Raw genomic sequence first — 24,779 nt, 5'->3', positions numbered from 1 at the left:
AGGGGATCACATCAGGCCGTAGATCAGCGCCGAGAGCGCGATCAGCCCCATCACCAGCACGAAGACGTTGCTCGCCGCGCGGTATTTACGCATCGCCGGCACCGCACGCACGGCGTACATCGGCAGGATGAACAGGATCGCCGCAATCAGCGGGCCGCTGATGGTTTCGATGATATGTAGCGCGCTGGGGTTCCACACCGTCGCCGCCCAGGTGAGCAGGAACAGCGACACCGCCGAGATGCGGTGCGTCATGCGCGAGCTGAGCGGTTTGCCGACCGCGCGCGTGACGCCGTCGATCAGGCTGGTCGCCCCTTCCGTCACCCCCAGCGAGGTGCCGAGATAGGATTTGGCCATCGCCAGCATCGCCATCACCGGGCCAAGGTAGGCGATCAGCGGGTTGGAGAACTTGTTGGCCAGCGTGGTCAGCACCGTGATGTTCTGCTCTTTCGCCTGCAGCATGTCTTCATGAGACAGGCTCAGCACGCAGCTGAACACGAAGAACAGCACGGTAACGCAGATCAGCACATAGCTGTAGCGCATGATGCGCGCGCAGCGGCGTTCCGCCTTGTCGCCGTACAGGCTCTTCTGGGTCGAGGCGAAGGAAGAGATGATCGGCGCATGGCTGAAGGAAAACACCATCACCGGCACGGCCAGCCACAGCGAATGCCACAACCCCGGCGTGTCGAAGCGGGTGGCGGCCAGGCCATGCACGAAGTTGGCGGTATTCCAGCTCGGCATCAGATAGAGCGAAATGCCCATCAGGAATACCAGCAGTGGGAACACCAGCATGCCCATCGCCGCCACGATGCTGTCTTTGCCGCGCAGCAGCACCAGATTGAGCACCACCACCACGGCCAGGCTCAGCCAGAGGCGCGGCAGCGGCGCCACGTGAAACTGATGGATCAGGAAGCTGTCCAGCGCGTTAGTGATCGAAATGCTGTACACCAGCACGATCGGGAAGAACGCCATCAGATACAGCACCATGATGATTTTTCCGGCCAATACGCCGAAATGTTCCACCACCACATCGTGAATATTGCCGTCGCGGCTGGAGCCGGAAAGCACGAAGCGACTGAGCGCGCGGTGCGGCAAATAGGTCAGCGGGAAAGCGAACAGCGCCATCAGCAGCAACACCAACGGGCCGTTCAGGCCGGCGTTGATCGGCAAGAACAACGTGCCGGCGCCCACCGCGGTGGCATAAAGACCGAACATCCAGACGGTGTCGGTTTTGTTCCATTTGGCAGGCTGAGCGGCCGTCAGCGTGCCTGAATCGGGAGAAATCGTACTCATGAGACAGTCTACCTTAATCTGCGACGCCAACGATTGCGCCTAACGGGATATCCTTCTCCGCGAATTTTTTAATAGTAATCAGTGAATTAAAGCGATATTTCATACTTACGCCTGATGAAAGGACGGCAAAGGATAATGAAAAATCCGCTGCGGGTCTATGTTTTATCGGCCGAACGGACGATTTGCGAACAGGAAATGCTGAAAAAACCGGCGCAAGCAGGAAAAGCTAAGGGCCCCTTGCGGAGCCCTTAAGCGGTTTACTTCTTCGCGTCCGGATGGTCCGGCACCTCGGCGCTGCCCATCTCCTTCTCGTCGCGGATCATCGAGCGGTCTTTACGCACGTCGGCCACGTCGGAGGCACTCACCGGTTTGGCGCTGTTGCCCCAGCTGGTGCGGATGAAGTTCACCACGTCCGCCACCTGCTGATCGTTGAGACGCCAGCCAAACGGCGGCATGGTGATGTTGGACACCGCGCCCTGCACCGCCGGCGTGGTGTTACCGGTCAACACGATGTGGATCAGCGAGGTCGCGTCCTCGGTCTGCACCACCGGATTGCCCTTCAGCGACGGGAAGGCGCGCTTGTAGCCCACGCCGTCGGTGCGGTGGCAGGCCGCGCAGTTATCAACATACAGGGCCGCGCCGGGCTTGCTGTCATTCCCGCGCCACAGATCCTTGGCCACGCTGTCTTCGACCGGCGCCGCCTGCTGTTTGCCGTCTTTCGGCGGCAGCGATTTCAGGTAGCGCGCGATGGCGGTCAGATCGTCGTCGCTCAGGTATTGCAGGCTGTGCTCCACGACGTCGCTCATGCCGCCGAACACGATGGCTTTGTCGTTACGGCCGGTTTTCAGGAACTCGGTCAGCTCGGCTTCGCTCCAGCTGCCCAGGCCGTCCTTGCGGTCGCCGCGCAGGCTGGAAGCCACCCACCCGTCGATCGGCGCGTTGCTCCCGGACAGGTAGTCGTCGCTTTCGCTGTTGCTCAACGCTTTCTCCTGCATGGTGATGCTGCGCGGGGTATGGCAGGCGCCGCAGTGGCCCAGGCCTTCCACCAGGTAGCGGCCGCGCTCAATCACCGGATCGGCCTTGGCGTCGGCGACAAAATCCGCCGGCGACGGCGCAAACATGCCGCGCCAGATGCTCAGCGGCCAGCGCATCGACAGCGGCCACGGGATGTCGGAGTCCTTGTTGGCTTGCTCCACCGGCTGCACGCCGTGCATGAAATAGGCATACATGGCGCGCATGTCGTCCTCTTTCACCAGCGCGAACGACGGGTACGGCATCGCCGGGTACAGGGTGCTGCCGTTTTTGGCTACGCCCTTACGCACCGCGTTGTCGAAATCCTCGAAGCTGTAATCGCCGATGCCGGTTTTCTTGTCCGGCGTAATGTTGGTCGAGTAGATGGTGCCGATTGGCGTCTCCATCGCCAGGCCGCCGGCGAAGGTCTTGCCGTTCTTGCCATCGGTATGGCAGGCCACGCAGTCACCGGCGCGCGCTAGGTACTCGCCGCGCTTGATCAGCTCGCTGCTGACGGTGGCGTCCTGCGCCCAAACGGAGAAACTCACTGCACTGAGAACCAGTGCCGGTACAAATGCTTTCATCGTTCGCCGTCCTTATGCCTGCACCAATGGGCCTGGGTTTTTCAGATACTGCTCGCGAATGGCGCGGGCAGACCAATAAGCCAGCGCCGCCACGGTGCCGGTCGGGTTGTAGCCCAGCCCTTGCGGGAAGGCAGATGCGCCGATCGAGAACACGTTGTGCACATCCCAGCTCTGCAGATAGCGGTTGACCGCGCTGGTCTTCGGATCTTCCCCCATCACCGCACCGCCGTTCATGTGGGTGGTCTGGTAGCTGGTGGTATCGAAGTGGCTGTTGGCGTTTTTCGGGCTGCCGGCGATCAGTTTCGGGTTCATCGCCTTGGCGATCGGCGCCATCTTGTCGTACATGAACTGCGCCATCTTGATGTCGTTTTCCTGCCAGTCGAACGTCATGCGCAGCAGCGGCTGGCCGAACACGTTCTTGTAGTTGGGATCGAGATCCAGATAGTTGTTGCGGTACGACTGGTGCGCGCCGTGGGCATCCATCGAGACGTGGTGGGTGTAGGCATCCGCCACCGCCGCTTTCCACTTGCTGCCCCAGGCCGGGGTACCCGGCGGGGTCGGCAGGCCGGAGATCGGCTTGGTGCCCGCCTGGTTGACCCAGAACGGCGAACCGCCGACGAAGCCTTCTTTGGCGTGATCGAAGTTGTCGGCGTTGAAGTCATCCACGCCCACGCCGTTGCCGCCGGCGCCGATGAACGGGTTGGTGAAGACGTCTTTATCAAAGAACGCCTTGATGGTGGTCATGTTCTGGTAGGCGAAGTTGCGCCCGACCACGCCTTCGCCGGTAACCGGATCGTAAGGCTTGCCGATGCCGGACAGCAGCATCAGGTGCACGTTGTGGAACTGGAACGCGCCCAGGATCACCAGGTCGGCCGGCTGTTCAATCTCACGGCCCTGCGCATCGACGTAGTTCACGCCGGTGGCGCGGGACTTGTCATCGGTCAGGTTGACCTTCAGCACGTTGGCGTTGGTGCGCAGCTCGAAGCGTTTCTCCATGCGCAGCGCCGGCAAGATGTTGACGTTCGGCGAGGCTTTGGAATACATGTAGCAGGCGTAGCCGCTGCAGAAACCGCAGAAGTTGCACGGACCCATCTGCGCGCCGTACGGGTTGGTGTAAGAGTCCGAGGTGTTGGCGGACGGCAGGTTGTAAGGGTGGTAACCCACCTCCAGCGCCGCTTTCTCGAACAGCTGGGCGGAGTAGGTGTTTTTCTGCGCCGGCAGCGGGAAGTCGTCGGAGCGATCCGGCGCAAAGCGGTTGCCGCCCTTCTGCGCCACTTTCTGCCCTTTGATGGTCCAGGCGGTGCCGGAGGTGCCGAACACTTTCTCCGCTTTGTCGAAGAACGGTTCCAGCTCGTCGTAGGTCACGCCGAAGTCCTGGATGGTCATGTCCTTCGGAATGAAGTTTTTGCCGTAGCGCTCTTCATAATGGCTGCGCATGCGCAGTTCGATCGGATCGACGCGGAAATGCACGCCCGACCAGTGCAGACCGGCGCCGCCGACGCCGGTGCCCGGCAGGAACGCCGCCAGCTGGCGGTAAGGCACCGCGGTCTGGCTGCTGTTGTGGCGAATGGTGACGGTGCTTTTCGACAGATCCTGGAACAGCTTGCGTCGAATGTTATAGGTCAGCTCGTCGATCACCTGCGGATAAGAACCGTCCGGGTAGGTGTCGCGCATCGGGCCGCGCTCCAGCGCCACCACGTTGAGGCCGGCCTCGGTCAGCTCTTTGGCCATGATCGCGCCCACCCAGCCGAAGCCGACGATCACCGCGTCTACTTTTTTCATTACCGTTGCCATGGTTAGCCCCTCTCCCCACGAATCGAGACCGGCGGGAAGGGATAACGCTCCCCTCGCTCAACCCAGTCCATAAAATCGGCGCGCGCGCCCGGAAAATTAATCAGCTTCCAGCCAACCATGTCTTTGTTGCCGCCATGGATCGGATCGCTGAAGAAACCTTCACGGGTGTTTTGCAGCAGATAGGAGAAGAACAGTTTCGACGGCAGTTGCTGGAACTCCGCCTCGCCGGACTCGAACTTTTGCAGCAGGGCGTCTTGCTGCGCGCCATCCAGTTCGGCGAAAGGCTTGCCGGCGGTTTTCTTGCTGTAGGCGTCGGCGTCATGGATGCCGAGGTTGTAGATTTGCTTGGGCACCAGCGGCAGCTGGTAGCCCATCTCCTTCGGCACATCGGGGTTGAACGGCCCCTGCATGTACCAGATGGAACCGGTGGCGTACGGCGTGTTCATCTGGCGATCGATAAACTCCGGCACGCCGGCTTCCAGCGCGCCAGGGCCGCGTTCGTCGGCCGGGATCAGGCGCGCGACGGCGGCCTTGATGAAGGCCCACTCTTCCGGGGTGAAAAAGGTCGGTTGGTAATCGTTCTGCGTTGAAGTGTTCGAGGCAGCGACCGCTGGTGCCGGTGCCGTCAGCGCGCCAACGCCGCTGCCACCAATTACCGCCGCAGGAATTAAGGTCATCGATTTCAACAAGAAATCGCGCCGCGAATTGTTGGTTTTATGATTCGACATGTCACATTCCATCCAAAGATAGTCACAACTATTTAACCGCAACCTTGCGATCGATACGGGTTTTTAAAATAATTTGTTACTTATTTGTCTATTTATTGAAGGTCAGAATGCGAGCAAAAGCAAAAATGTTACCGGTAACTTATTGAATGAACGTAAAGATTTATCTGCTAACGTAAATTTAACTTTTTGTGCGGTTTTTCTGATAAGCGATGAGGAAATAACGAAAAATGAGAGGCGGGTCGCGCTAAAAACTGACGCCGAAAACAAAATCGGCCGCGTTCGGCGGCCGATTCAAAGGATGGGATTACTGCGACATCGCCTGATAAGCGGTGGTCACTTTCCATAAATAGCGCGGCGCCTGCGGTGCCGGGTGCTTTTTCTGGATGTGCTGATAAAACTCATCCGGACTCATCTGATTGATGCGATTAACCGCCACGCGCTTGTCCGAGGAGAAAGTGCGCAACATGGCGCCCGCCCCGTTCACATACGAAACGATGGTGGCGTAACGCAAAGTCTGTGGGTTGTTGATCCCGGCTAGCTGCTGGCTTTGAAGAATATTGATATAGGCCGTTCCCAGATCAATATTGACCGCCGGATCCTTCAGCTCACGCGAGCTGGGTTGCCCGCTTCGTCCTTTCATGCGATAGGCGTCGCGGCCGGCGGTAGAAGCCTTCAGCTGCATCAATCCCACTGCGTTCGAGGTGCTGACCACGTTCGGGTTAAACCCGGACTCCACCTGAATAATCGCTTTAATCAGCGTTTCGTCGACGCCGTAGTTGCTGGCGGCCTGACGAATGTAATCGTTATAAGCAACCGGGGTGCCTGTGCGGTTTACCGGTGCCTGCGGAGGGGGTTTTAACCAACCGCCGCGCGTTGTGCCACTGCCTGAAATATTGCTCGCCGTTTGCGGGTCTTTGGCGCACCCCGACAAAAGCAAAATTGCCGTAAGGCAACCTATTTTTGTTTTCACAGAATCCCTCACTCCTTTCAATGAGTTGCGTAGCATATACAACTTGTAAGGACACCTGCAGTAATTTTTTGGACTAATCTCAAGCTATCCATATACCAAGAGGTGATTTATGAGTCAATCTGCAACAAGCTGCTTTGTGGTGACTTTTCGCTATCAGGAAGCGGGACTGACCGACCTGGCCAAGCTGACCGGGCAATTGACCCGTGAAGGTTTTGTCACGTCGGTGACAGACGAAAATGGCGTTCATCATGAGCTCGGCAGCAACAGTTTTGCGTTCATAACCGTTCTGGATCAAGAGGATGTGCAGCGACTGGCGCAGGGGTTCGGGCAGTTGGCGTTGGGAAAACAGCCGGAGGTGGCGATCTGCACCTGTAAGGACTACCTTCAGCGGTTACATACTGATACATAAAATGCTATAACTCCCCGGACGGTATTATTTTTCAGTTGGAGAAATAGCCCCGCCGGCGGTGGGCAAGTGACGCTTGACTTCGCTTCAATTGATATTGATAATCATTTTCATTTGAACCAGGAGACGTCATCATGCCATTGATAACTTGCGCTTTTCGTCGCAGTCGCCCTCCCCGCGCTGCCGCACTGTTACGCCCCTTCACGCTCGCCTGTTTGCTGCTCGGCGCCGCTCTGGTCAGCCAACCCGCGCTGGCGGAAAAAAAGCTGCGCGTGGTGACCACTTTCACCATCATTCAGGATATCGCCCAGAACGTGGCGGGTGACGCCGCCGTCGTGGAATCCATCACCAAACCGGGCGCCGAGATCCACGATTACCAGCCCACCCCGCGCGATATCGTCAAAGCGCAGCACGCCGACCTGATCCTGTGGAACGGCATGAACCTGGAACGCTGGTTCCAGCGATTCTTCGAGAACATCAAGCAGGTGCCGGCGGCGGTCGTGACCGAAGGCATCACCCCGCTGCCAATCCGTGAAGGGCCCTATAACGGCAACCCGAACCCGCATGCCTGGATGTCACCGAGCAACGCGCTGGTATATATCGAAAACATCCGTAAAGCGCTGGTGGCGCACGATCCGGCCAATGCGGAAACCTACAACCGCAACGCCAAGGCCTACGCAGAGAAAATCGGCGCGCTGGACGCCCCGCTGCGCGAACGCCTGGCGCGCATTCCGGCCGCGCAGCGTTGGCTGGTGACCAGTGAAGGCGCCTTCAGCTACCTGGCGCAGGACTATCAGCTGAAAGAAGTCTATCTGTGGCCGATCAACGCCGATGAGCAAGGCTCGCCGCAACAGGTCCGCCGGGTGATCGACGCGGTGCGCGCCCACCATATTCCGGTGGTGTTCAGCGAGAGCACCATTTCCGACAAGCCGGCCAGGCAGGTGGCGAAAGAGACCGGCGCCAAATACGGCGGCGTGTTGTACGTGGACTCGCTGTCCACCCGCGATGGCCCGGTGCCGACCTATATCGATCTGCTTAACACCACCGTGCAAACCATCGCCAAAGGATTCGATCAATGACCCATGAGCTGTTTGTCCGCCCTGAATTGAGCGTGGACGACGTCACCGTGACCTACAACAACGGGCACACCGCCATTCATAACGCCAGTTTTACCCTGAGCGGCGGTTCTATCTGCGCGCTGGTGGGCGTTAACGGCAGCGGTAAATCGACGCTGTTCAAAAGCATTATGGGGCTGGTCAAGCCCACCAGCGGCCGGGTGTCGCTGAGCGACAAACCGGTGGCGGACGCGCTGAAAAAGAACCTGATCGCCTACGTGCCGCAAACCGAAGACGTCGACTGGAACTTCCCGGTGCTGGTGGAAGACGTGGTGATGATGGGCCGCTACGGCAAGATGAATTTCCTGCGCATTCCGTCGCGCGAGGATCGCTTGCGGGTCGACAAGGCGCTGGAGCGCGTCGGCCTCAGCGAGCTGCGCGGCCGGCAGATCGGCGAACTCTCCGGCGGTCAGAAGAAGCGCGTGTTTCTGGCGCGCGCCCTGGCGCAGCAGGGCACGGTGCTGCTGCTGGATGAGCCTTTCACCGGCGTGGATGTGAAAACCGAGAATGCCATTATCGATCTGCTGCGCTCGCTGCGCGACGAGGGGCATTTAATCCTGGTTTCCACCCATAACCTCGGCAGCGTGCCAGAGTTCTGCGATCGGGTGATCCTCATCAACCGCACGGTGTTGGCCGCCGGCCCGACCGAAACCACCTTCACCCAGAGCAATCTGGAGCTGGCGTTCGGCGGCGTGCTGCGCCATATCAACCTCTCCGGCCCGGATCTGCACGACGACAACGATCCGCGCACCGTCACGGTGTTGACCGACGATGAACGCCCGGCGGTGTTCTATGGCCACACCAAGAGCGATCCGCCTGCCAACAGTCAGGCCAGGGAGAAACAATCCTGATGCTGGACCTTCTGCTGCAACCTTTCAGTTATAACTACATGGTGAAGGCCATCTGGGTCAGCGCCATCGTCGGCGCCGCCTGCGCGTTTCTGTCCGCCTACCTGATGCTGAAAGGGTGGTCGCTGATGGGCGATGCGCTGTCGCACTCGGTGGTGCCCGGCGTGGCCGGCGCCTATGCCCTCGGCCTGCCCTACGCCGCCGGCGCCTTCTTCACCGGCATGCTGGCGGCGCTGGCGATGACGCTGGTGCGCCACATCACCCGGCTGCGCGAAGACGCCATCATCGGCTTTATCTTCTCCACCTTCTTTGCCGTCGGCCTGCTGATCGTGTCGCTCAACCCCACCTCGGTCAACGTACAGTCGATCATCTTCGGCAATATCCTCGGCATCGCCGACGAAGACGTGCTGCAGGTGGAAATCATCATCGGCGTTTCGCTGCTGATCCTGTGCCTGGTGTGGAAAGATCTGCTGGCGGTGTTCTTTGACGAAAGCCACGCGGTGTCGATCGGCCTGTCGCCGCTGAAGCTGAAGATCCTGTTCTTCACCCTGCTCAGCGCCTGCACCGTCGCCGCACTGCAAACCGTCGGCGCCATTTTGGTGATCGCCATGGTGATCACGCCGGGCGCCACCGCCTATCTGCTGACCGACCGCTTCAGCCGGCTGGTGATCATCGCCATCATCATCGGCGCATTGACCAGCGGCATCGGCGCCTACCTGAGTTTCTTCCTCGACGGCGCCACCGGCGGGGTGATCGTCACCCTGCAAACGCTGGTGTTCCTGGCGGCGTTCTGCTTCGCGCCGAAACACGGCCTGCTGGCGGCAAAACGTCGCGTAGCACAGTCACCAACCGGAGGCCGCTGATGGACACGCTCTACCAACTGCTCAGCGAACCCTTCGCCTACCCGTTCATGCAGCGGGCGATCGTCGCCGCCATCGTCACCGGCGTGGTATGCGCCGTGCTCTCCTGCTATCTGGTGCTCAAGGGCTGGTCGCTGATGGGCGACGCCATCTCGCACGCCGTCTTGCCCGGCATCGTAGTGGCGTTCGTCATCGGCATTCCGCTGGCGATCGGCGCCTTCCTCTCCGGCATCTTCTGCGCGGTGGCCACCGGCTACCTGAAAGAGAACAGCCGGGTGAAAGAAGACACGGTGATGGGCATCGTTTTCTCCGGCATGTTCGCCTTCGGCCTGGTGCTGTTCTCGCGCATCGACACCGACCAGCACCTGAGCCACATTCTGTTCGGCAACATGCTGGGCATCACCGACGGCGAGCTGAAGCAAACCCTGCTGATCGCCGGCTTCACCCTGGCGGTGGTGTTGCTTAAACGCAAAGACTTCATGCTCTACTGTTTCGATCCGCACCATGCGCGGGTGATTGGCCTGCCGGTCAAGCTGCTGCACTACGGGCTGCTGTGTCTGCTGGCGATGACCATCGTCGCCTCGCTGCAGGCTGTGGGGGTGATCCTGGTGATCGCCATGCTGATCGCCCCCGGCATCATCGCCTTTATGCTGTGCCGCCGCTTCGATCGCATGCTGATGGTGGCGACGGTGGTGTCGGTGTTCTCTTGCGTGCTCGGCACGCTGATCAGTTTCCACATCGACGGTGCAACCGGGCCCTGCATCGTCATTGTGCAGGCCGTGCTGTTCGTTATCGCCTTACTGTACGGTAAACTGCGTCCGTTACAGCGTAACCAAACCGCCCTGGGCGACAGTTAAACGCCCTCCTCTGATGCGGCGGCGCTCTCCGCCGCATCCTGTTTCCTCTGCCCCCTTATCCGTTGTCATCAAGTTGCAACCGGTATTGCGCTTAAATTAATCAATAGGGTATATACTGTGAGCTGGCGGGATGCTGAAAAAATCGCCGCCTTTGACGCCGGCTGTGCGCCGCGTCGTGTTTTCACCACGGGAAAGACGCTAACCTAATGAATTATCAGGCAGCACAGAGGGGGAAATACCATGTGGCAAGCCGTTACCCGTCTGTTAAGTGAACATCTTGGCAGCGCAGAGATACGCGAAAGGATTGAACTGCCCGGGGGCGACATTCACCCGGCGTGGCGCGTGAGTTACGGTGACAACGAGGTGTTCGTGAAATGCGACGCCCGTGAACAACTGCCGATATTCACCGCCGAGGCCGATCAGCTGGCGCTGCTGGCGCGCAGCAAAAGCGTGCGGGTGCCGGAAGTGTACGGCGTCGGCAGCGATCGCGACTACAGCTTCCTGCTGCTGGAGTATCAGCAGTTGAAACCCCTCGACGCCCATGGCGCCTACTGCCTGGGGCAACAACTGGCGCATCTGCACCAGTGGAGCGAGCAACCGCAGTTCGGTCTCGACTTCGACAGCGATCTGACCACCACCCCGCAACCCAACGCCTGGCAACGCCGCTGGTCGGAATTCTTCGCCGAGCAGCGCATCGGCTGGCAGCTGCAGCTGGCGGCGGAAAAAGGCATGACCTTCGGCGACATCGACGACATCGTCGATCGGGTGTATCTGCGCTTGCAGCACCACCAGCCGCAGCCTTCCCTGCTGCACGGCAACCTGTGGCCGGGCAACTGCGCGATGACCGCCAACGGGCCGATACTGTTCGATCCGGCCAGCTACTGGGGCGACAGAGAGTGCGATTTGGCGATGCTGCCGCTGTATCCGGAGCTGCCGCCGCAGATCTACGACGGCTATCAGAGCGTGTGGCCGCTGGGGGCCGGATTTATCGAACGCCAGCCGCTGTATCAGCTGTACTACCTGCTCAACCGCAGCAATCTGTTCGGCGGCCAGCATTTGGTGGCTGCCCAACGCGCGGTGGAGGCGCTGTTGCAGCCCGAAGCGTCATAACGTTCCGGGGCGCCGAGCGGCGCCCCGTTCATGGTTCAGGCCGCGCCGGCCAACTGCCCCAACAGGCGGATCACGAACCAGGCGATCACCGCAATCACGATCGGCAGGATGTACAGCGGGAAGTACTGCAGGAAGATGGTGTGGTGCGGCAGCGTAATGCGCTCCTCAAGCTGTTGGCGCGTGTGCCCTTCGCTGCCCTTGGCCTGCTCCAGGATCATCTGGTCTTCCAACCCTTCGCGGATGAACTTGACCTGACGCGACATGCGCGCGCCGGAAGCCTGCAGAGCCAGCCCGACGAAGATCAGAATATAGATGATGATGAACATCAGATTGGCGCCGCTGAACAGGCTTTTATCCACGTCGGGCACCGGTGAGTTGTACCAGAAAAGGTTCAGGAACGGCGTGTTGAAACGCACCATGTCCACCATCACGTGGACGAAATCCAGCATCACCGCGTTGATGCCCTTGGTTTTTTCACTGTGCTGATAGATAAAACCCAGCACGGAAATCAGCGTCGACAGCAACGCCGGGATAAAAACCACCCATCCGAGAATGCGTTTCAAAATGGCGAGACGCCCGGCCTGTTGATACGTCATGTGTTCCCCTTGTTAGCGACGTAACCGAATCGGCTAAGTCTACCTGCTGTTGGCGAAACTCGCCCACCGTTTTCTTCACTCCCGCTGTGCTACAAGCTTAGCCGAATTAGTCGAAATCAAAAACTTAACCGCGCCGGCACACTATCATTGAAGAGATAACGTTATCCATTCGGGCAGAGGCCGCCATGATTCGACTGATTATCTTATTGCTGGGCGCGCAGGCGCTGCACGGTCAGCGCCGTCTGCTGGTGCTGTTCGGTTGGCTGTGGATAGCCGCAGGGGCGCTGATGCTGTTCGACATCCTGCAGGATGGCCGGTCGGTGCTGGCGCTGGATGCCCTGGCGGTCATCCTGGCGCTGGAGGGGTTGGTGGCGGTATCCGCCGCGCTGGTGATCGGCTCTTCGGCCAGCAGGCCGGTGCTGCTGAAAGGATTGGGTTTTGTCTTTATGGCCTTTTTAATGCTGGACGTGCCCGCAGACGATAACATCGTCGCCACCGTGGTGTTTGGCAGCGCGCTGCTGCTTGACGGCGCCGTGCGCATCGCCTCCTCCACGGTGATTCAACACAGTCGATGGAAAGGCGTGGCGCTGGCGGGCAGCGGCGAGATCCTGCTTTCGTTGATGATTTTTGTCGGCTGGCCGGCGCCGCATCGGATGACGGTGCCCTTTTGCCTCGGCGTGATGATGGTGCTTTCCGGTTGGGCCTTATTGCGTATCGCCCGGAGACTGACAAGCTTCTCTCTGAATCAGCACCCCGCGCGGCAGCCACCGCACCCGGAGGATGAGACTGCGCCGCTCACGGTGTATGTCTGGACACCGATTGGTGCGGCTAAAGATCCGCGCCGGCGTTATATCGTCGACCGATACATCGCGGCGGTCGACGGCGGCGGCAATATCTCCACCGGTCACGCCGCCCTGGCGCTCGCGCCGGATGTGTATATCAGTCACTACCCGCTCAACGACATCAGCCATTCCGTTCAGGATTTCCGCCAGTTGTTGCATGCCGGCGAACAGAACAACGTCGACGGGCGTTTCCTGCCCGACCTGGCGGGCGAGATCGCCGCCTGGTGCCCCCCGGACAAGAAAATTCAATTCTACCGCTATAACCCGGCGGCGCTGCGCGCATTCTGGCTGCGTTATCGGCAGGACGCCACCTACAATCTGACCCGGCGCAACTGCTCCACCACGGTCATCGGCGCGCTCGACAGCGCGTTGGAAGGCGTGCTGGGCGATAAACATCTGTGGCGCCGCTTTCTGTTGCTGGTGCTCGATCCCAACCTGTGGATGCTGGCGGTACTGCGCAGCCGCGGCGAAAGCATGACCTGGACGCCGGGTTTGGTGCTGGACTACGCACGCATGTTGCAACAGGTCACCGAGCGTCAACACCAGCGCTGGTGGCTGAAATTGCGCGAGGTGTGGAATATCCTGCGTTTTGGCAAAAGCCAAACGCGCAGGCAAAGGTTTTAGTCTCGTCACCGGCGATGATAAAGTGTCGGGCACATTCACCCGCGCCGGCAGGAGTTAACCGTTAATGGCTTATTCGCAACGCATTGAAACCGCAATTTTTGATATGGACGGCTTGTTGATCGACTCGGAACCGCTGTGGCTGCAGGCTGAGTTGGATATCTTCGGCGCGCTGGGTTTGGATCTGTCCGACCGTCACAAGCTGCCGGACACGCTGGGGCTGCGCATCGATCTGGTGGTGAAAATGTGGTATCAGGCGATGCCGTGGCAAGGGGTTTCGCTTGATGAGGTGTCGGCGCGGATTATCGAGCGCGCCATCGAGCTGGTGCACGAGACGCGTCCGCTGCTGCCGGGCGTTCAGCAGGCGCTGGAGCTGTGTCGCAGCCAGGGGCTGAACATCGGTCTCGCCTCCGCCTCGCCGCTGCACATGCAACGGCAGGTGCTGAAGATGTTCGAGCTTGAGGATTACTTCGATCAGCTGGTTTCCGCCGAATACCTGCCGTACAGCAAGCCGCACCCGGAGGTCTACCTGATCGCCGCCGAACGCCTGGGCAGCGATCCGCTGCGCTGCATCACGCTGGAAGACTCGTTTAACGGCATGATCGCCACCAAGGCCGCACGCATGCGTTCCATCGTGATCCCGGCAGCCGAATACCGTCACGATCCGCGCTGGGCGCTGGCGGACCACAAGCTGGACACCCTGGAACAGCTCACCCCCGCCCACTTTGCCTGACCTGCGGCGCCGGCCATCGGCGCCCTGGGTTTGCCGCTCTGCGTCATAAAAGGGATCCGCACCGCAAAATAAACGAAACACCGTTTCATTTTATTGAATTGGCATGACGTTCTCATTATGCTGCATGGCAGGGAAAGCGACGGCCCGCGGCGCGTTGTCACTGCCACGCAGCGCGGTTCAAGGCCGCCGCTTCCTCCCGCCACACGCCGAGCAACCGTCTTTTTTCTCACCGCCATACGCCCCCCATCGCCCGCTTTTTGTTCTCGCCCGTCAAAATCGATGCTTTGTTACCCATTGCCGTAACAAGCCGTTGTAAAACAGGGGAAAATAAACAATTGGTTACAGGGTAACTGCTTCCACTACTGGGAATTTTCCCATATACTGGATAAATTAACAGTTTACCAGTCGGAATCGCAACAGCATGACCGCGGAAGGACACCTTATATTCTCTGTCGCTTGCGCGATCTTCGCCAAGAAGGCGGAAGTGACGCCAGAGCTGGCTACCGGCGACTGGTGGCACATCATACCCGCCGCGCTGCTGACCTCACTGCTGCCGGACATAGATCACCCCAAGTCGGTGCTGGGCCAGCGTCTGCGCTGGATCGCCATTCCCATCGCCCGCGCCTTCGGCCACCGCGGTTTCACCCACAGCCTGCTGGCGATCGCCGGCGGCATGGCGCTGTTTCAGCTTGATGTGCCGCGCAGTTGGCCGATCCCGGCCGACGCGCTGCACGCCATGATCATCGGTTACTTCAGCCATCTGCTGGCCGACATGCTCACGCCCGCCGGCGTACCGCTGCTGTGGCCGTGCCGCTGGCGTTTTCGCCTGCCGCTGCTCAACTCGCAAAAAGGCAATCAGTTGGAGCGCGTGCTGTGCCTCTGCCTGGTGGCGTTTGCCATCTGCTGGCAAGGTGATTTCACCCTCCCGGTGCAATCCTACGTAGAGCAAATCAGAAATATTAGACTCTGATCACAAAAAATCGCTCAACCCATCACCCATGTGTATATAAAACGAACAAAATCACACAAAAAGCTATATTAAATTCCATTTGGATATAAGTAGGCCCCTCGGCAAACTGTTACGATATTTACATCGCGACACACCTAATGGTGCGTAGTCGTTTTTATATAAGAAAGATTATTGGAGATATTGGGGATGAATCTTCCGCTCGTGATTAACGTGCTGGTGTTTGTCGCGCTCCTTTTGCTGCTGGCGCAAACCCGCCACAAGCAATGGAGCCTGGCGAAAAAAGTGCTGGTCGGCCTGGTGGTCGGCGTGGTGTTCGGTCTGGGGCTGCAGCTGGTGTACGGCGCCGACAACCCGGTACTGAAAGAATCCATCAGTTGGTTCAACATCGTCGGCAACGGCTATGTGCAACTGCTGCAAATGATCGTCATGCCGCTGGTCTTCGCCTCTATCCTGAGCGCGGTCGCCAAATTGCATAACGCCTCTTCGCTGGGCAAAATCAGCGTTCTGACTATCGGCACATTGCTGTTCACCACGCTGATCTCGGCGCTGGTGGGCGTGCTGGTCACCAACCTGTTCGGCCTGACCGCCGAAGGCCTGGTGCAGGGGGCGCAGGAAAGCGCGCGCCTGACGGCGATCCAGACCAACTACGTAGGCAAACTGGCCGATCTGACCGTGCCGCAGATGGTGCTGTCGTTCATCCCGAAAAACCCGTTCGCCGATCTGACCGGCGCCAGCCCGACCTCAATCATCAGCGTGGTGATTTTCGCCACCTTCCTCGGCGTGGCGGCGCTGCAGCTGCTGAAAGACGACAAGCCGAAAGGCGAGCGCGTGCTGGTGGCTATCGATACCCTGCAGGCCTGGGTGATGAAGCTGGTGCGTCTGGTCATGAAGCTGACGCCGTATGGCGTGCTGGCGCTGATGACCAAAGTGGTCGCCGGTTCCAACATTCACGACATCGTCAAGCTCGGCAGCTTCGTGGTGGCCTCCTACATCGGCCTGGCCATCATGTTCGTGGTACATGCCATCCTGCTGGCCTTCACCGGCGTGAACCCGATGAAGTTCTTCCGCAAGGTGTGGCCGGTGATCACCTTCGCCTTCACCAGCCGCTCCAGCGCCGCCAGCATTCCATTGAACGTGGAAGCGCAGACCCGTCGTCTGGGCGTGCCGGAATCCATCGCCAGCTTCTCGGCGTCGTTCGGCGCCACCATTGGCCAGAATGGCTGTGCGGGCCTCTACCCGGCGATGCTGGCGGTGATGGTTGCGCCGACCGTCGGCATCAACCCGCTGGATCCGGTGTGGATCGCCACCCTGGTCGGCATCGTCACCATCAGCTCCGCCGGTGTGGCGGGCGTGGGCGGCGGCGCCACCTTCGCCGCGCTGATCGTGCTGCCGGCGATGGGCCTGCCGGTGACGCTGGTCGCGCTGCTGATCTCGGTCGAACCGTTGATCGACATGGGCCGCACCGCGCTGAATGTCAACGGCTCGATGGCGGCAGGCACCATCACCAGCCAGCTGATGAAGCAAACCGACAAAGCCGTGATGGACAGCGAAGACGAAGTCGAACTGGCTCACCGCTAACGCCGTCTCAGAACAAAAAAACCGGGGATTATCCCCGGTTTTTTTATGCCCCGCTTTCGGTCGTTACGGCCGCTCGCCGTTCGCCAGCCGCCGGTTGATATCGGCGATCACATCCGGTAATTGCGCCAGCGTGTCTATCACATAATGCGCGCCCGCCGCGTACAGCTTATCGGCGGCCGCCGTGCGGCGCTGCGCTATTTCCCCCGCCGCCATTTGACGGTACTCCGACCAGGTAGCGCCGAACTCGTTGCCGGACAGCGCCAGCCCGACGCTCCACATCCCGGCGTTCAGCCCTTCGGCAATGCCCGGCACCGCGTCATCCACCTTCACGCAGTGCGCCACCGCATCGATGCCCAGCACGATGACGTTCTGCAACGCCATCCACGGCCCCGGCCGCCCGCCGGCCGCGAGATCGTCAGTGGCGACCCAGTAATCCGGCGCGTAACCGCGCTGCGCGGCGGCCGGCGCCAGCACCTCCATCACCGCGCGCGGATAACCGGAGCAGGAGCCGATTTTAATGCCCTGTTCGCGCAGCCCGGCAATCACCTGCGGCACGCCCTCAATGGGATCGGCGAAGTCGATCACTTTGGCGATTTGCAGCGGCATAAACGCCTGATACAGCGCGTCGATGTCTTGATGGCTCATCGAGCGGCCCAGCTTCTGTCGCCAACGCGCGTCGACCGCCGGCAGTTTGCCCAGCGCCTCGATGTGCTGCCATTTGCCGAGGCCCATCGGAATGCGCGCTTCCGCCAGGCTAATATCGATATCGAAGGTGTGTTTGAACGCCTCGACGAAAATCTGCGTCGGCGCAAAGGAGCCAAAGTCCACCGTGGTGCCGGCCCAGTCGAGGATCACTGCGTTGATCTGTTTCATGGTCAATCCTTATTGATTCCAGTACATCGCCTGCCCGACGGCCGCCAGCAAACGTTCGATATCCTGCGGATAAATTTCCCCGATGTTGCCGATGCGGAAGCAGTCGCTCTGCGACACTTTGCCGGGATAAATCACGAAACCTTGCTGCTTCAGGCGCTGATAAAACTCGGCGAAGCGGTAAGTGTCGGCCTTCGGCGAATAGAACGCGGTGATGATCGGCGAATGCAACGCATCGTCCAGCAGGGTTTCAAAGCCCAGCTCGCGCATGCCCGCCACCAGCCGACGCTGATTAGTCTGATAGCGGTGGTGGCGCGCGGCAATGCCGCCCTCTTGTTCCAGCTCTTTCAGCGCCTGCGCGAAGGCCAGCACGGTGTGGGTCGGCGACGTAAAGCGCCATTTGCCGGCCTGATCCTCCATACAACGCCACTGGGCATACAGATCCAGCGACAGCGAGCGTGAGCGGCCGGCGCATTTCTCCAGCTCGCTGCGGCGGGCGATGACAAAAGCGAAGCCCGGCACGCCTTGAATGCATTTGTTGGCGGAGCTGATCAGAAAATCGATGCCCAGCGCGTCCACATCCAACGGAATGCCGCCGAAGCTGCTCATGGCGTCGACGATAAAGGTCTTGCCGTTGCGCGCCGCCAGACCGGCAACCTTCTGCAGCGGGTTGAGCATGCCGGTGGTGGTTTCACAGTGCACCATGGCGATATGGCTGATGCGCGCATCGCTTTTCAGCACCGCCTCCATCGCCGTCACATCCGGTTCATTCACCTCACCGCAGTCGAAAGCGTGGTGGTCGATATCCATCAGCCGCGCCATTTCGATCATCCGCGCCCCGTAGGCGCCGTTATTGACGATCAGCAGCTTGTCCTGCGGGCCGATGACCGTGCCCAGCACGCCCTCTACCGCGAAGCTGCCGCTGCCTTGCAGCAGCACCGAGGTATAACCGGCGGACGGCGTCGCCAGCGCCACCAACCGTTGGCGAATGCGCTGCACCACGCCGAGGTTGTAATCTTCATCCCAGGTGCAGCTGTCATACAGCATCGCCTCTTTCACCGTTTTCGACGTGGTCAACGGGCCGGGGGTCAACAGCAGGTAGTTACGATCGGACATGTTATTCACCTATTGGTCTATACCAGATTGTGCGCATTGTGGCGGCAAATTCCTGCCTCGGTCAAACGACAAAGCGCGGTGAAACAAAAAATTCATCTGGCTATGTATAATAAGCGCGTGCCGGAATGTCGGGCCGATGCCATAGCGAGACGAAATGAAAGAACATCAGGGCGATATGCCTCACTACCTGCAGATCAAGGATCAGCTTCAGGCGCGCATCACCCGCGGCGCGCTACAGGCCGGCGATAAGCTGCCTTCGGAGCGCGAGCTGTGCGCCATCTTCTCCACCACCCGCGTCACCATTCGCGAAAGCCTGGCGCAATTGGAAGCCACCGGCGCCATCTACCGCGCCGATCGCCGCGGCTGGTTCGTCACGCCGGAACGGCTGTGGCTGGATCCGACGCAGAACACCAACTTCCACCGTCTCTGTCAGGAGCAAGGGCGCACGCCGCGCACCGCACTGCTGTCCGGCGAAAAAACCACGGTGCCGCTCGACGTGATGCAGCCGCTGGCGCTCGAACCGTTCGATCAGGTGTATCTGCTGCGCCGCGTGCGGTATGCCGACGGCCGCGCCATCTGCTATTGCGAGAACCACTGCCTGCCGCAGCGGGTGCCGGCACTGCTCAGTCACGATCTCAACGGCAGCCTGACCGAGGTTTATCAACAGCATTACGATTTGATTTACAGCAACATGCACCTGTCGTTCTACCCGACCGCCCTGCCTTATCGCGCCGCCAACGCGCTCGGCGCCATGGTCGGCCTGCCCGCGTTGCTGCTGCGCCGGTTGAATTACGATCAGCACGGCCGCATTCTCGATTTCGATATCGAATACTGGCGCCACGACAGCCTGCGCATCGAAGTCGATACGCTTTAACCCCCTGCATGCCGGGGCTGCGCCTGCCGCTCCGCCTTTCTCTCCCACGCCTAATCCCCGTCTCCGGCAACTATATTTTGCCGCTTTCATTTGTTTGTCATATTTGCCGATTAGCTTGGCCGCATATCTGGTGTATACCAGTTTCGCATAAACCCGCACAGTGAGGCTGAAGCTATGAAATTCTCTCGTCTGGTCGTGATGACCGCCATCGCACTCGGCGCCGCGCCGGCCTGGGCCGCCGACGCGGTGGTGACCGTCTACTCCGCCGATGGTCTGCACGACGGCGATCACAGCTGGTATCAAACCCAGTTCGACGCCTTCACCAAGGCGACCGGCGTCAAGGTGCAGTACGTCGAAGGCGGCTCCGGCGCCATCGTGGAACGCCTGTCGAAGGAGCGCAGCAACCCGCAGGCCGACGTGCTGGTGACGCTGCCGCCGTTCATCCAGCGCGCCGCCGCGGAAAAACTGCTGCAGGATTTCACCCCGCAGGATGCGGCGCAGATCGCCGACGCCCAGCCGCAGTTCGTGCCGCTGGTGAATAACTACCTGAGCTTCATCTATAACGCCAAACTGCTGCCGCAGGCGCCCGCCAGCTATCAACAACTGCTGGACGCGCAATTCCGCAATAAGCTGCAGTACTCCACGCCGGGTCAGGCGGGTGACGGCACCGCGGTGATGCTGCAGGCGTTTCACAGCTTCGGCAGCAAAGATGCCGGTTTCGACTACCTCGGCAAGCTGCAAAACAACAACGTCGGCCCTTCGGCCTCCACCGGCAAGCTGACCGCGCTGGTCAATAAAGGCGAGTTGCTGGTGGCCAACGGCGATCTGCAGATGAATCTGGCGCAGATGCGCAGCAACCCGAACGTGAAGGTGTTCTGGCCAGCCGGGCCGGACGGCAAACGCAGCACGCTGGTGCTGCCTTACTACATCGGCCTGGTGCAAGGCGCGCCGCAAAGCGCCAACGGCAAAAAACTGATCGACTTCCTGCTGAGCAAAGAAGCGCAGAGCAGCGTCAGCGCCATTTCCTACGGTATGCCGGTGCGCAAGGACGTCACCCCGACCGACGATAACTTCAGGCAGTCGCAGGCGGCGCTGAAAGGCGTGGACATCTGGGCGCCGGACTGGGACCAGGTGGTGAGCAGCCTGTCCGCCGATATCTCCCGCTGGCGCCAGGTGACCGAATGACGCTGACGATGCCTTCTACCCTCTCTTCCCGCGCCGAGGCGCGGGATAGCAGCCTCGACATCGCCGGGCCGTCGGGCATTCAGCTCAACCGCGTCAGCGTGTCGTATCGCGGCACCGAGGTGCTGAAACCCCTCACGCTCACCATCGCCCCCGGCGAAGTGCTGGCGCTGATCGGCCCCTCCGGCTCGGGCAAAACCACCGTGCTGCGGGCGATCGCCGGATTCGTGCAGCCCTCCGCCGGACGCATCGCCATCGGTGACATCGATGTCACCGACGTGCCGCCCTATGAGCGCGGCCTGGGCATGGTGGTACAGAACTACGCGCTGTTTCCGCATATGCGCGTCGAGGACAATGTGGCGTTCGGCCTGCGCGCGCAAGGCAAGCCGCGCGGCCTGACCGCCGAGCGCGTCGAAGAAGCGTTGGCCATCGTCGGCATGTCCGCCTACGCCAAGCGCTATCCCAGCCAGCTTTCCGGCGGCCAACAGCAGAGGGTGGCGATCGCTCGCGCCATTGCGGTGCGCCCCAAAGTCTTGCTGCTGGATGAGCCGCTGTCGGCGCTGGACGCGCAAATCCGTCACAGCATGGTGGAAGAGATCGCCCGCCTGCACCGCGAGCTGCCGGATCTGACCATCCTGTACGTCACCCACGATCAGGGGGAAGCGCTGACGCTGGCGGACAAGATCGGCATCATGCGCGACGGCCACCTGATCGCCCACGGTGAAACCCGCGCGTTGTACCACCATCCGACGAACCGCTTCGCCGCCGAGTTTCTCGGCCGCGCCAATCTGCTGCCGGCCACCGCCCTTGAGACTACCGCGCAGCAAGGCATGACCACCGTCAGCTGCGCCGGCAAAGTGATCGGTTGTTTCACCTACGGCGCACAACGCGGCTTCGACAAGCTGCTGTGCATCCGGCCGCAGCATATTGCGCTTGATGCCGACGCCCAGCGCAGCAACTGCCTCATCGGCACGCTGCGCGATATTCATTGGCAGGGGGAGCTGACGCACCTGCAGTTCGAGGTACAAGGCCATTCGCTGCGCGTGGTCACCACCCATCGCAGCCGGATGCCGCAGATCGGCGAGCGCGTGCCGCTCTATTTCGCCCCCGACGATGCGGTACTGATCGAGGACTGACATGACCGACTCTACGCTTACTCGCCCGGCCCAGCGGCTGCGTTTGCCGCGCCGCCTGTGGATCCTGTTGCCGCTGCTGGCGCTGGCGACGCTGTTTTTCTACCCGCTGGCGTTGATCGTCAAACAGGCGTTTACCGACGAACAAGGGCTGTTCAGCGCCGCTGCGCTGCAGCAGGCGTTCGAATCACGCCGCTTTGTCGGCGCCCTTCTCAACACGCTGCAGATCGCGCTGCTGGCGACGCTGGGCTGCCTGGTGCTCGGCACCCTGCTGTCGCTGCTGCTGGTGTTCACGCCGTTCCCCGGCAGCCGTCTGATCGCCCGGGTGATCGATACCTTTATCGCCATGCCGACCTTCCTCATCACGCTGGCCTTCACGTTCATCTACGGTTCCGCCGGCCTGCTGAACGGCACGCTGATGGCGACCTTTGGTTTCACCCTGCCGCCGGTGGATTTTCTTTACTCCATTTGGGGGGTGATCCTGGCGGAAATCACCGTGTTTACCCCGCTGGTGATGCGCCCGCTGATGGCGGCGCTGTCGCAGATCGACCGCAGCCAGCTCGAGGCCGCCAGCATCCTCGGCGCCCGGCCGGGGCGCGTGGTGCGCCAGGTGATTTTGCCCGCCGCGCTGCCGGCCTTGCTGGCCGGCGGCAGCCTGTGTTTGCTGTTGACCACCAATGAGTTCGGCATCGTGCTGTTTATCGGCGCCAAGGGCGTCACCACGCTGCCGATGATGGTCTACTCCAAAGCGATTCTGGAGTCGGATTACGCCGTCGCCTGCACGATCGCCGTCGTGAATATCGCGCTATCGCTCGGGCTGTTCTCCCTTTACCGCTACGCCGCGGCGCGCGCCGGGCTGAGGAACTGACAATGTTGATTTGGTCCCGCACCGGACGCACCCTGACCTGCACGTTGACGATCACGCTGTTCGCCCTGTTCTTCTGCCTGCCGCTGGCGGTGATCCTGATGTCCAGCCTCAGTGAGCAGTGGAACGGCGTGCTGCCGAGCGGTTTCACCCTCAACCACTTCCGCCAGGCGTTCAGCGGCGCCTCCTGGGACGCACTGATCGCCAGTCTGGCTATCGGTTTCAGCGCCAGCCTGTTCGCGTTGTTGTGCGGCACCTGGGCGGCGTTGGCGCTGCGCCACGTGCCTGAACGCGGCCGACGGCTGCTGGGCACGCTGTTTTTCATTCCCAGCGCGGTGCCTTCGGTCTCTATCGGTTTGGGGATGCTGGTGGCGTTCAGCCAGGGGCCGCTGCAGATGAACGGCACCTTCCTGATCGTGCCCGCCGCCCACTTCGTGCTGATTTCCGCCTTTACCTTCGGCAACGTCATGGCCGGGCTGACCCGGCTGCCTGACGACTACGAGAACGTCGCCGCCAGCCTGGGCGCTTCGCCGCTGTTTCGCCTGCGCCACGTCACCCTGCCGATGATCGCCCCCTACATGATCTCCGCCTTCGCGCTCAGCCTGTCGCTGTCGATGGGGGAGCTGGGCGCGACCATGATGATCTACCCGCCGAGCTGGGCGACGCTGCCAGTCACGATCTTCAGCCTGACCGATCGCGGCAGCATCGCCAATGGCGCAACGCTGACCATGATCCTGGTGGCGGCCACGCTGTTGCTGATGTTGGTGCTGGAGCGGATTTCTCAGCGGCTGACGCCCGGCGCAAAATAACAGCAAGGCGCCGTCATGGCGGCGCCTTGCTCATCGAAACGCAGGTCAGAACGGGTAGTCGTGATAGCCCTGCTGTTCGGAAATGCGTCGGGCGGCGACGTGCAGCAACGCCACATACTCCTCCCGCGCCGCTTCGGAAAAGCGCAGCGTCGGGAAAGAGATGCTCAGCCCGGCGATCGCCACCCCGAACCTGTCAAAAACCGGTACCGCGATGCAGCGGATCCCCGCTTCTTGCTCTTCGGCATCTTCGCCGTATCCCTGCGCACGCACCCGATCCAGCACCGGCAACAGTTCGGCGGCGCTGGTCAGGGTATGCTCGGTGCTGCGGGTAAATTCAATCTGCGACAGGATCTGCGCCACCTCATCCCGCTCGCGCCAGGCCAGCAGCACCTTGCCGATGGCGGTGCTGTGCAGCGGGTTGCGGCGGCCGATGCGCGAATACATGCGCAGGTTGTACATCGCGTCGATCTTATGGATGTAGACGATGCCATCCTCGTCCAGGGCGCCGAGGTGGATGGTTTCACGGGTATGATTCGACAGCTCGCGCATCTGCACGTCGGCGCTACGGATCAGATCGACGTTCTGCAACGATTTGGCGCCCAGTTCGAACAGCTTGAGCGTCAGCGCATACTTTTCCGTCTCGCCCTCCTGTGAAACGTAACCCAGCGCTTTCATGGTCTGCAGAAACCGGTAGACGGTGCTTTTAGACATCATCACCCGCTGGGACAGTTCGGTAATGCCTATCTCGCGCTCATCGCCGAGCGCCTGCAAAATGCCGAACACTTTCATCACGGATGAGACGGCATCCGGTTGCTTGTCTGAATCTGCGTTAGCCATGGCGAATACCCTACTTAACGGTTTTGTTTCAGGAAATTTAAACAAGGGTTTCAGTATAATCGGAACAGATCGCGACGCGCAACGCAGCTGAAGGCTAAGCGATTGAAGCCAAATGAATAACCGCCTGCCGCTCACCGCCGTTTACAATTAAGCGGACAAGGGGCATGCAATCGCAGGCGA

24 protein-coding genes are annotated in these 24,779 nt (G+C 60.7%); 15 read left to right on the top strand and 9 right to left on the bottom strand.

Features of this window, described 5'->3' with window-relative positions; genetic code table 11:
• Positions 1-6: 6 nt before the first annotated feature.
• The 5 genes from ACP3TA_RS16610 to ACP3TA_RS16590 form a co-directional block, all read right to left on the bottom strand.
• Positions 7-1,290: an HAAAP family serine/threonine permease gene (locus ACP3TA_RS16610; protein ID WP_426784381.1), complete on the bottom strand. Its 1,284-nt coding sequence runs from the start codon at positions 1,288-1,290 to the stop codon at positions 7-9.
• 257 nt (positions 1,291-1,547) lie between these two features.
• Complete coding sequence (locus tag ACP3TA_RS16605; RefSeq protein WP_047576030.1) at positions 1,548-2,885, bottom strand: c-type cytochrome; 1,338 nt, start codon at positions 2,883-2,885, stop codon at positions 1,548-1,550.
• Positions 2,886-2,897: 12 nt separating this feature from the next.
• A complete protein-coding gene (locus ACP3TA_RS16600; protein WP_004931432.1) occupies positions 2,898-4,679 on the bottom strand; it encodes a GMC family oxidoreductase in 1,782 nt (593 codons plus the stop codon).
• A gap of 2 nt (positions 4,680-4,681) precedes the next feature.
• The gene (locus ACP3TA_RS16595; RefSeq protein WP_033642869.1) at positions 4,682-5,407 is read right to left on the bottom strand and encodes a gluconate 2-dehydrogenase subunit 3 family protein; all 726 of its coding nucleotides are present in this window, start codon (positions 5,405-5,407) and stop codon (positions 4,682-4,684) included.
• A gap of 304 nt (positions 5,408-5,711) precedes the next feature.
• Positions 5,712-6,377: a transglycosylase SLT domain-containing protein gene (locus ACP3TA_RS16590; protein WP_004931439.1), complete on the bottom strand. Its 666-nt coding sequence runs from the start codon at positions 6,375-6,377 to the stop codon at positions 5,712-5,714.
• 109 nt (positions 6,378-6,486) lie between these two features.
• On the opposite strand from ACP3TA_RS16590, the gene ghoS reads away from it, so the two are divergent.
• From ghoS to ACP3TA_RS16560, 6 genes are all read left to right on the top strand, one after another.
• Positions 6,487-6,786 (top strand): type V toxin-antitoxin system endoribonuclease antitoxin GhoS, encoded by a 300-nt coding sequence (gene ghoS / locus ACP3TA_RS16585; RefSeq protein ID WP_033642868.1) that lies wholly within the window; start codon positions 6,487-6,489, stop codon positions 6,784-6,786.
• A gap of 131 nt (positions 6,787-6,917) precedes the next feature.
• Positions 6,918-7,862: a metal ABC transporter substrate-binding protein gene (locus ACP3TA_RS16580; RefSeq protein WP_033642867.1), complete on the top strand. Its 945-nt coding sequence runs from the start codon at positions 6,918-6,920 to the stop codon at positions 7,860-7,862.
• Positions 7,859-8,749 (top strand): manganese/iron ABC transporter ATP-binding protein, encoded by an 891-nt coding sequence (locus tag ACP3TA_RS16575; protein WP_033642866.1) that lies wholly within the window; start codon positions 7,859-7,861, stop codon positions 8,747-8,749. The genes ACP3TA_RS16580 and ACP3TA_RS16575 overlap by 4 nt, the downstream gene beginning before the upstream one ends.
• Positions 8,749-9,609, top strand: coding sequence for an iron/manganese ABC transporter permease subunit YfeC (gene yfeC, locus ACP3TA_RS16570; RefSeq protein ID WP_016927980.1), 861 nt, complete (start codon positions 8,749-8,751; stop codon positions 9,607-9,609). Before ACP3TA_RS16575 ends, yfeC begins: the two co-directional genes overlap by 1 nt.
• The gene (locus tag ACP3TA_RS16565) at positions 9,609-10,463 is read left to right on the top strand and encodes a metal ABC transporter permease (protein WP_033642865.1); all 855 of its coding nucleotides are present in this window, start codon (positions 9,609-9,611) and stop codon (positions 10,461-10,463) included. Before yfeC ends, ACP3TA_RS16565 begins: the two co-directional genes overlap by 1 nt.
• 240 nt (positions 10,464-10,703) lie before the next feature.
• Complete coding sequence (locus tag ACP3TA_RS16560) at positions 10,704-11,573, top strand: fructosamine kinase family protein (RefSeq protein WP_426784380.1); 870 nt, start codon at positions 10,704-10,706, stop codon at positions 11,571-11,573.
• A gap of 35 nt (positions 11,574-11,608) precedes the next feature.
• Here ACP3TA_RS16560 and ACP3TA_RS16555 read toward each other — a convergent pair whose 3' ends face one another.
• A complete protein-coding gene (locus tag ACP3TA_RS16555; RefSeq protein WP_025302601.1) occupies positions 11,609-12,169 on the bottom strand; it encodes a YniB family protein in 561 nt (186 codons plus the stop codon).
• 185 nt (positions 12,170-12,354) lie between these two features.
• On the opposite strand from ACP3TA_RS16555, the gene ACP3TA_RS16550 reads away from it, so the two are divergent.
• The 4 genes from ACP3TA_RS16550 to ACP3TA_RS16535 all read left to right on the top strand — a co-directional run bounded on the left by ACP3TA_RS16550 (position 12,355) and on the right by ACP3TA_RS16535 (position 16,913).
• The gene (locus ACP3TA_RS16550) at positions 12,355-13,635 is read left to right on the top strand and encodes an HdeD family acid-resistance protein (protein WP_046686946.1); all 1,281 of its coding nucleotides are present in this window, start codon (positions 12,355-12,357) and stop codon (positions 13,633-13,635) included.
• 64 nt (positions 13,636-13,699) lie between these two features.
• Positions 13,700-14,365, top strand: a complete 666-nt coding sequence (gene hxpB, locus ACP3TA_RS16545) for a hexitol phosphatase HxpB (RefSeq protein WP_094142158.1) — start codon at positions 13,700-13,702, stop codon at positions 14,363-14,365.
• A 421-nt stretch (positions 14,366-14,786) separates the two neighbouring features.
• A complete protein-coding gene (locus tag ACP3TA_RS16540) occupies positions 14,787-15,335 on the top strand; it encodes a metal-dependent hydrolase (protein WP_033642861.1) in 549 nt (182 codons plus the stop codon).
• Positions 15,336-15,521: 186 nt separating this feature from the next.
• Complete coding sequence (locus ACP3TA_RS16535) at positions 15,522-16,913, top strand: L-cystine transporter (protein ID WP_206195919.1); 1,392 nt, start codon at positions 15,522-15,524, stop codon at positions 16,911-16,913.
• A gap of 63 nt (positions 16,914-16,976) precedes the next feature.
• Here ACP3TA_RS16535 and phnX read toward each other — a convergent pair whose 3' ends face one another.
• Positions 16,977-17,786: a phosphonoacetaldehyde hydrolase gene (gene phnX, locus ACP3TA_RS16530; RefSeq protein WP_033640524.1), complete on the bottom strand. Its 810-nt coding sequence runs from the start codon at positions 17,784-17,786 to the stop codon at positions 16,977-16,979.
• A gap of 9 nt (positions 17,787-17,795) precedes the next feature.
• On the bottom strand, positions 17,796-18,899 hold the full coding sequence (gene phnW, locus ACP3TA_RS16525; protein WP_033640525.1) for a 2-aminoethylphosphonate--pyruvate transaminase: 1,104 nt from the start codon (positions 18,897-18,899) through the stop codon (positions 17,796-17,798).
• Positions 18,900-19,053: 154 nt separating this feature from the next.
• On the opposite strand from phnW, the gene phnR reads away from it, so the two are divergent.
• From phnR to ACP3TA_RS16500, 5 genes are all read left to right on the top strand, one after another.
• Positions 19,054-19,773 (top strand): phosphonate utilization transcriptional regulator PhnR, encoded by a 720-nt coding sequence (phnR, locus tag ACP3TA_RS16520; RefSeq protein ID WP_033642859.1) that lies wholly within the window; start codon positions 19,054-19,056, stop codon positions 19,771-19,773.
• Between the two features lie 174 nt (positions 19,774-19,947).
• Complete coding sequence (locus tag ACP3TA_RS16515; protein WP_033640527.1) at positions 19,948-20,958, top strand: 2-aminoethylphosphonate ABC transporter substrate-binding protein; 1,011 nt, start codon at positions 19,948-19,950, stop codon at positions 20,956-20,958.
• An 8-nt stretch (positions 20,959-20,966) separates the two neighbouring features.
• The gene (phnT, locus tag ACP3TA_RS16510; RefSeq protein ID WP_046688468.1) at positions 20,967-22,091 is read left to right on the top strand and encodes a 2-aminoethylphosphonate ABC transport system ATP-binding subunit PhnT; all 1,125 of its coding nucleotides are present in this window, start codon (positions 20,967-20,969) and stop codon (positions 22,089-22,091) included.
• Between the two features lies 1 nt (position 22,092).
• The gene (gene phnU / locus ACP3TA_RS16505; protein WP_033642857.1) at positions 22,093-22,956 is read left to right on the top strand and encodes a 2-aminoethylphosphonate ABC transporter permease subunit; all 864 of its coding nucleotides are present in this window, start codon (positions 22,093-22,095) and stop codon (positions 22,954-22,956) included.
• 2 nt (positions 22,957-22,958) lie between these two features.
• Positions 22,959-23,762, top strand: a complete 804-nt coding sequence (locus ACP3TA_RS16500) for an ABC transporter permease (protein ID WP_033642856.1) — start codon at positions 22,959-22,961, stop codon at positions 23,760-23,762.
• Positions 23,763-23,807: 45 nt separating this feature from the next.
• Here ACP3TA_RS16500 and kdgR read toward each other — a convergent pair whose 3' ends face one another.
• Complete coding sequence (gene kdgR, locus ACP3TA_RS16495) at positions 23,808-24,599, bottom strand: DNA-binding transcriptional regulator KdgR (protein ID WP_033642855.1); 792 nt, start codon at positions 24,597-24,599, stop codon at positions 23,808-23,810.
• Positions 24,600-24,779 lie beyond the last annotated feature (180 nt).

The sequence above is a fragment of the Serratia sp. 2C06 genome, from assembly GCF_050037615.1.
GTDB lineage: Bacteria > Pseudomonadota > Gammaproteobacteria > Enterobacterales > Enterobacteriaceae > Serratia > Serratia ureilytica.
The sequence above is the reverse complement of the archived record's forward strand: the minus strand, read 5'-3'. Positions and strand labels throughout refer to the sequence as shown.

Coding starts and splice junctions, on each gene's coding strand:
- phnX (WP_033640524.1), bottom strand. CDS start 17,786: ATGAAACAGATCAACGCAGTGATCCTCGACTGGGCCGGCACCACGGTG.
- ACP3TA_RS16515 (WP_033640527.1), top strand. CDS start 19,948: ATGAAATTCTCTCGTCTGGTCGTGATGACCGCCATCGCACTCGGCGCC.
- ACP3TA_RS16600 (WP_004931432.1), bottom strand. CDS start 4,679: ATGGCAACGGTAATGAAAAAAGTAGACGCGGTGATCGTCGGCTTCGGC.
- kdgR (WP_033642855.1), bottom strand. CDS start 24,599: ATGGCTAACGCAGATTCAGACAAGCAACCGGATGCCGTCTCATCCGTG.
- ACP3TA_RS16555 (WP_025302601.1), bottom strand. CDS start 12,169: ATGACGTATCAACAGGCCGGGCGTCTCGCCATTTTGAAACGCATTCTC.
- ACP3TA_RS16575 (WP_033642866.1), top strand. CDS start 7,859: ATGACCCATGAGCTGTTTGTCCGCCCTGAATTGAGCGTGGACGACGTC.
- ghoS (WP_033642868.1), top strand. CDS start 6,487: ATGAGTCAATCTGCAACAAGCTGCTTTGTGGTGACTTTTCGCTATCAG.
- ACP3TA_RS16550 (WP_046686946.1), top strand. CDS start 12,355: ATGATTCGACTGATTATCTTATTGCTGGGCGCGCAGGCGCTGCACGGT.
- hxpB (WP_094142158.1), top strand. CDS start 13,700: ATGGCTTATTCGCAACGCATTGAAACCGCAATTTTTGATATGGACGGC.
- ACP3TA_RS16560 (WP_426784380.1), top strand. CDS start 10,704: ATGTGGCAAGCCGTTACCCGTCTGTTAAGTGAACATCTTGGCAGCGCA.
- ACP3TA_RS16565 (WP_033642865.1), top strand. CDS start 9,609: ATGGACACGCTCTACCAACTGCTCAGCGAACCCTTCGCCTACCCGTTC.
- phnR (WP_033642859.1), top strand. CDS start 19,054: ATGAAAGAACATCAGGGCGATATGCCTCACTACCTGCAGATCAAGGAT.
- ACP3TA_RS16540 (WP_033642861.1), top strand. CDS start 14,787: ATGACCGCGGAAGGACACCTTATATTCTCTGTCGCTTGCGCGATCTTC.
- phnT (WP_046688468.1), top strand. CDS start 20,967: ATGCCTTCTACCCTCTCTTCCCGCGCCGAGGCGCGGGATAGCAGCCTC.
- ACP3TA_RS16595 (WP_033642869.1), bottom strand. CDS start 5,407: ATGTCGAATCATAAAACCAACAATTCGCGGCGCGATTTCTTGTTGAAA.
- ACP3TA_RS16500 (WP_033642856.1), top strand. CDS start 22,959: ATGTTGATTTGGTCCCGCACCGGACGCACCCTGACCTGCACGTTGACG.
- phnU (WP_033642857.1), top strand. CDS start 22,093: ATGACCGACTCTACGCTTACTCGCCCGGCCCAGCGGCTGCGTTTGCCG.
- ACP3TA_RS16610 (WP_426784381.1), bottom strand. CDS start 1,290: ATGAGTACGATTTCTCCCGATTCAGGCACGCTGACGGCCGCTCAGCCT.
- ACP3TA_RS16535 (WP_206195919.1), top strand. CDS start 15,522: ATGAATCTTCCGCTCGTGATTAACGTGCTGGTGTTTGTCGCGCTCCTT.
- phnW (WP_033640525.1), bottom strand. CDS start 18,899: ATGTCCGATCGTAACTACCTGCTGTTGACCCCCGGCCCGTTGACCACG.
- ACP3TA_RS16605 (WP_047576030.1), bottom strand. CDS start 2,885: ATGAAAGCATTTGTACCGGCACTGGTTCTCAGTGCAGTGAGTTTCTCC.
- ACP3TA_RS16580 (WP_033642867.1), top strand. CDS start 6,918: ATGCCATTGATAACTTGCGCTTTTCGTCGCAGTCGCCCTCCCCGCGCT.
- yfeC (WP_016927980.1), top strand. CDS start 8,749: ATGCTGGACCTTCTGCTGCAACCTTTCAGTTATAACTACATGGTGAAG.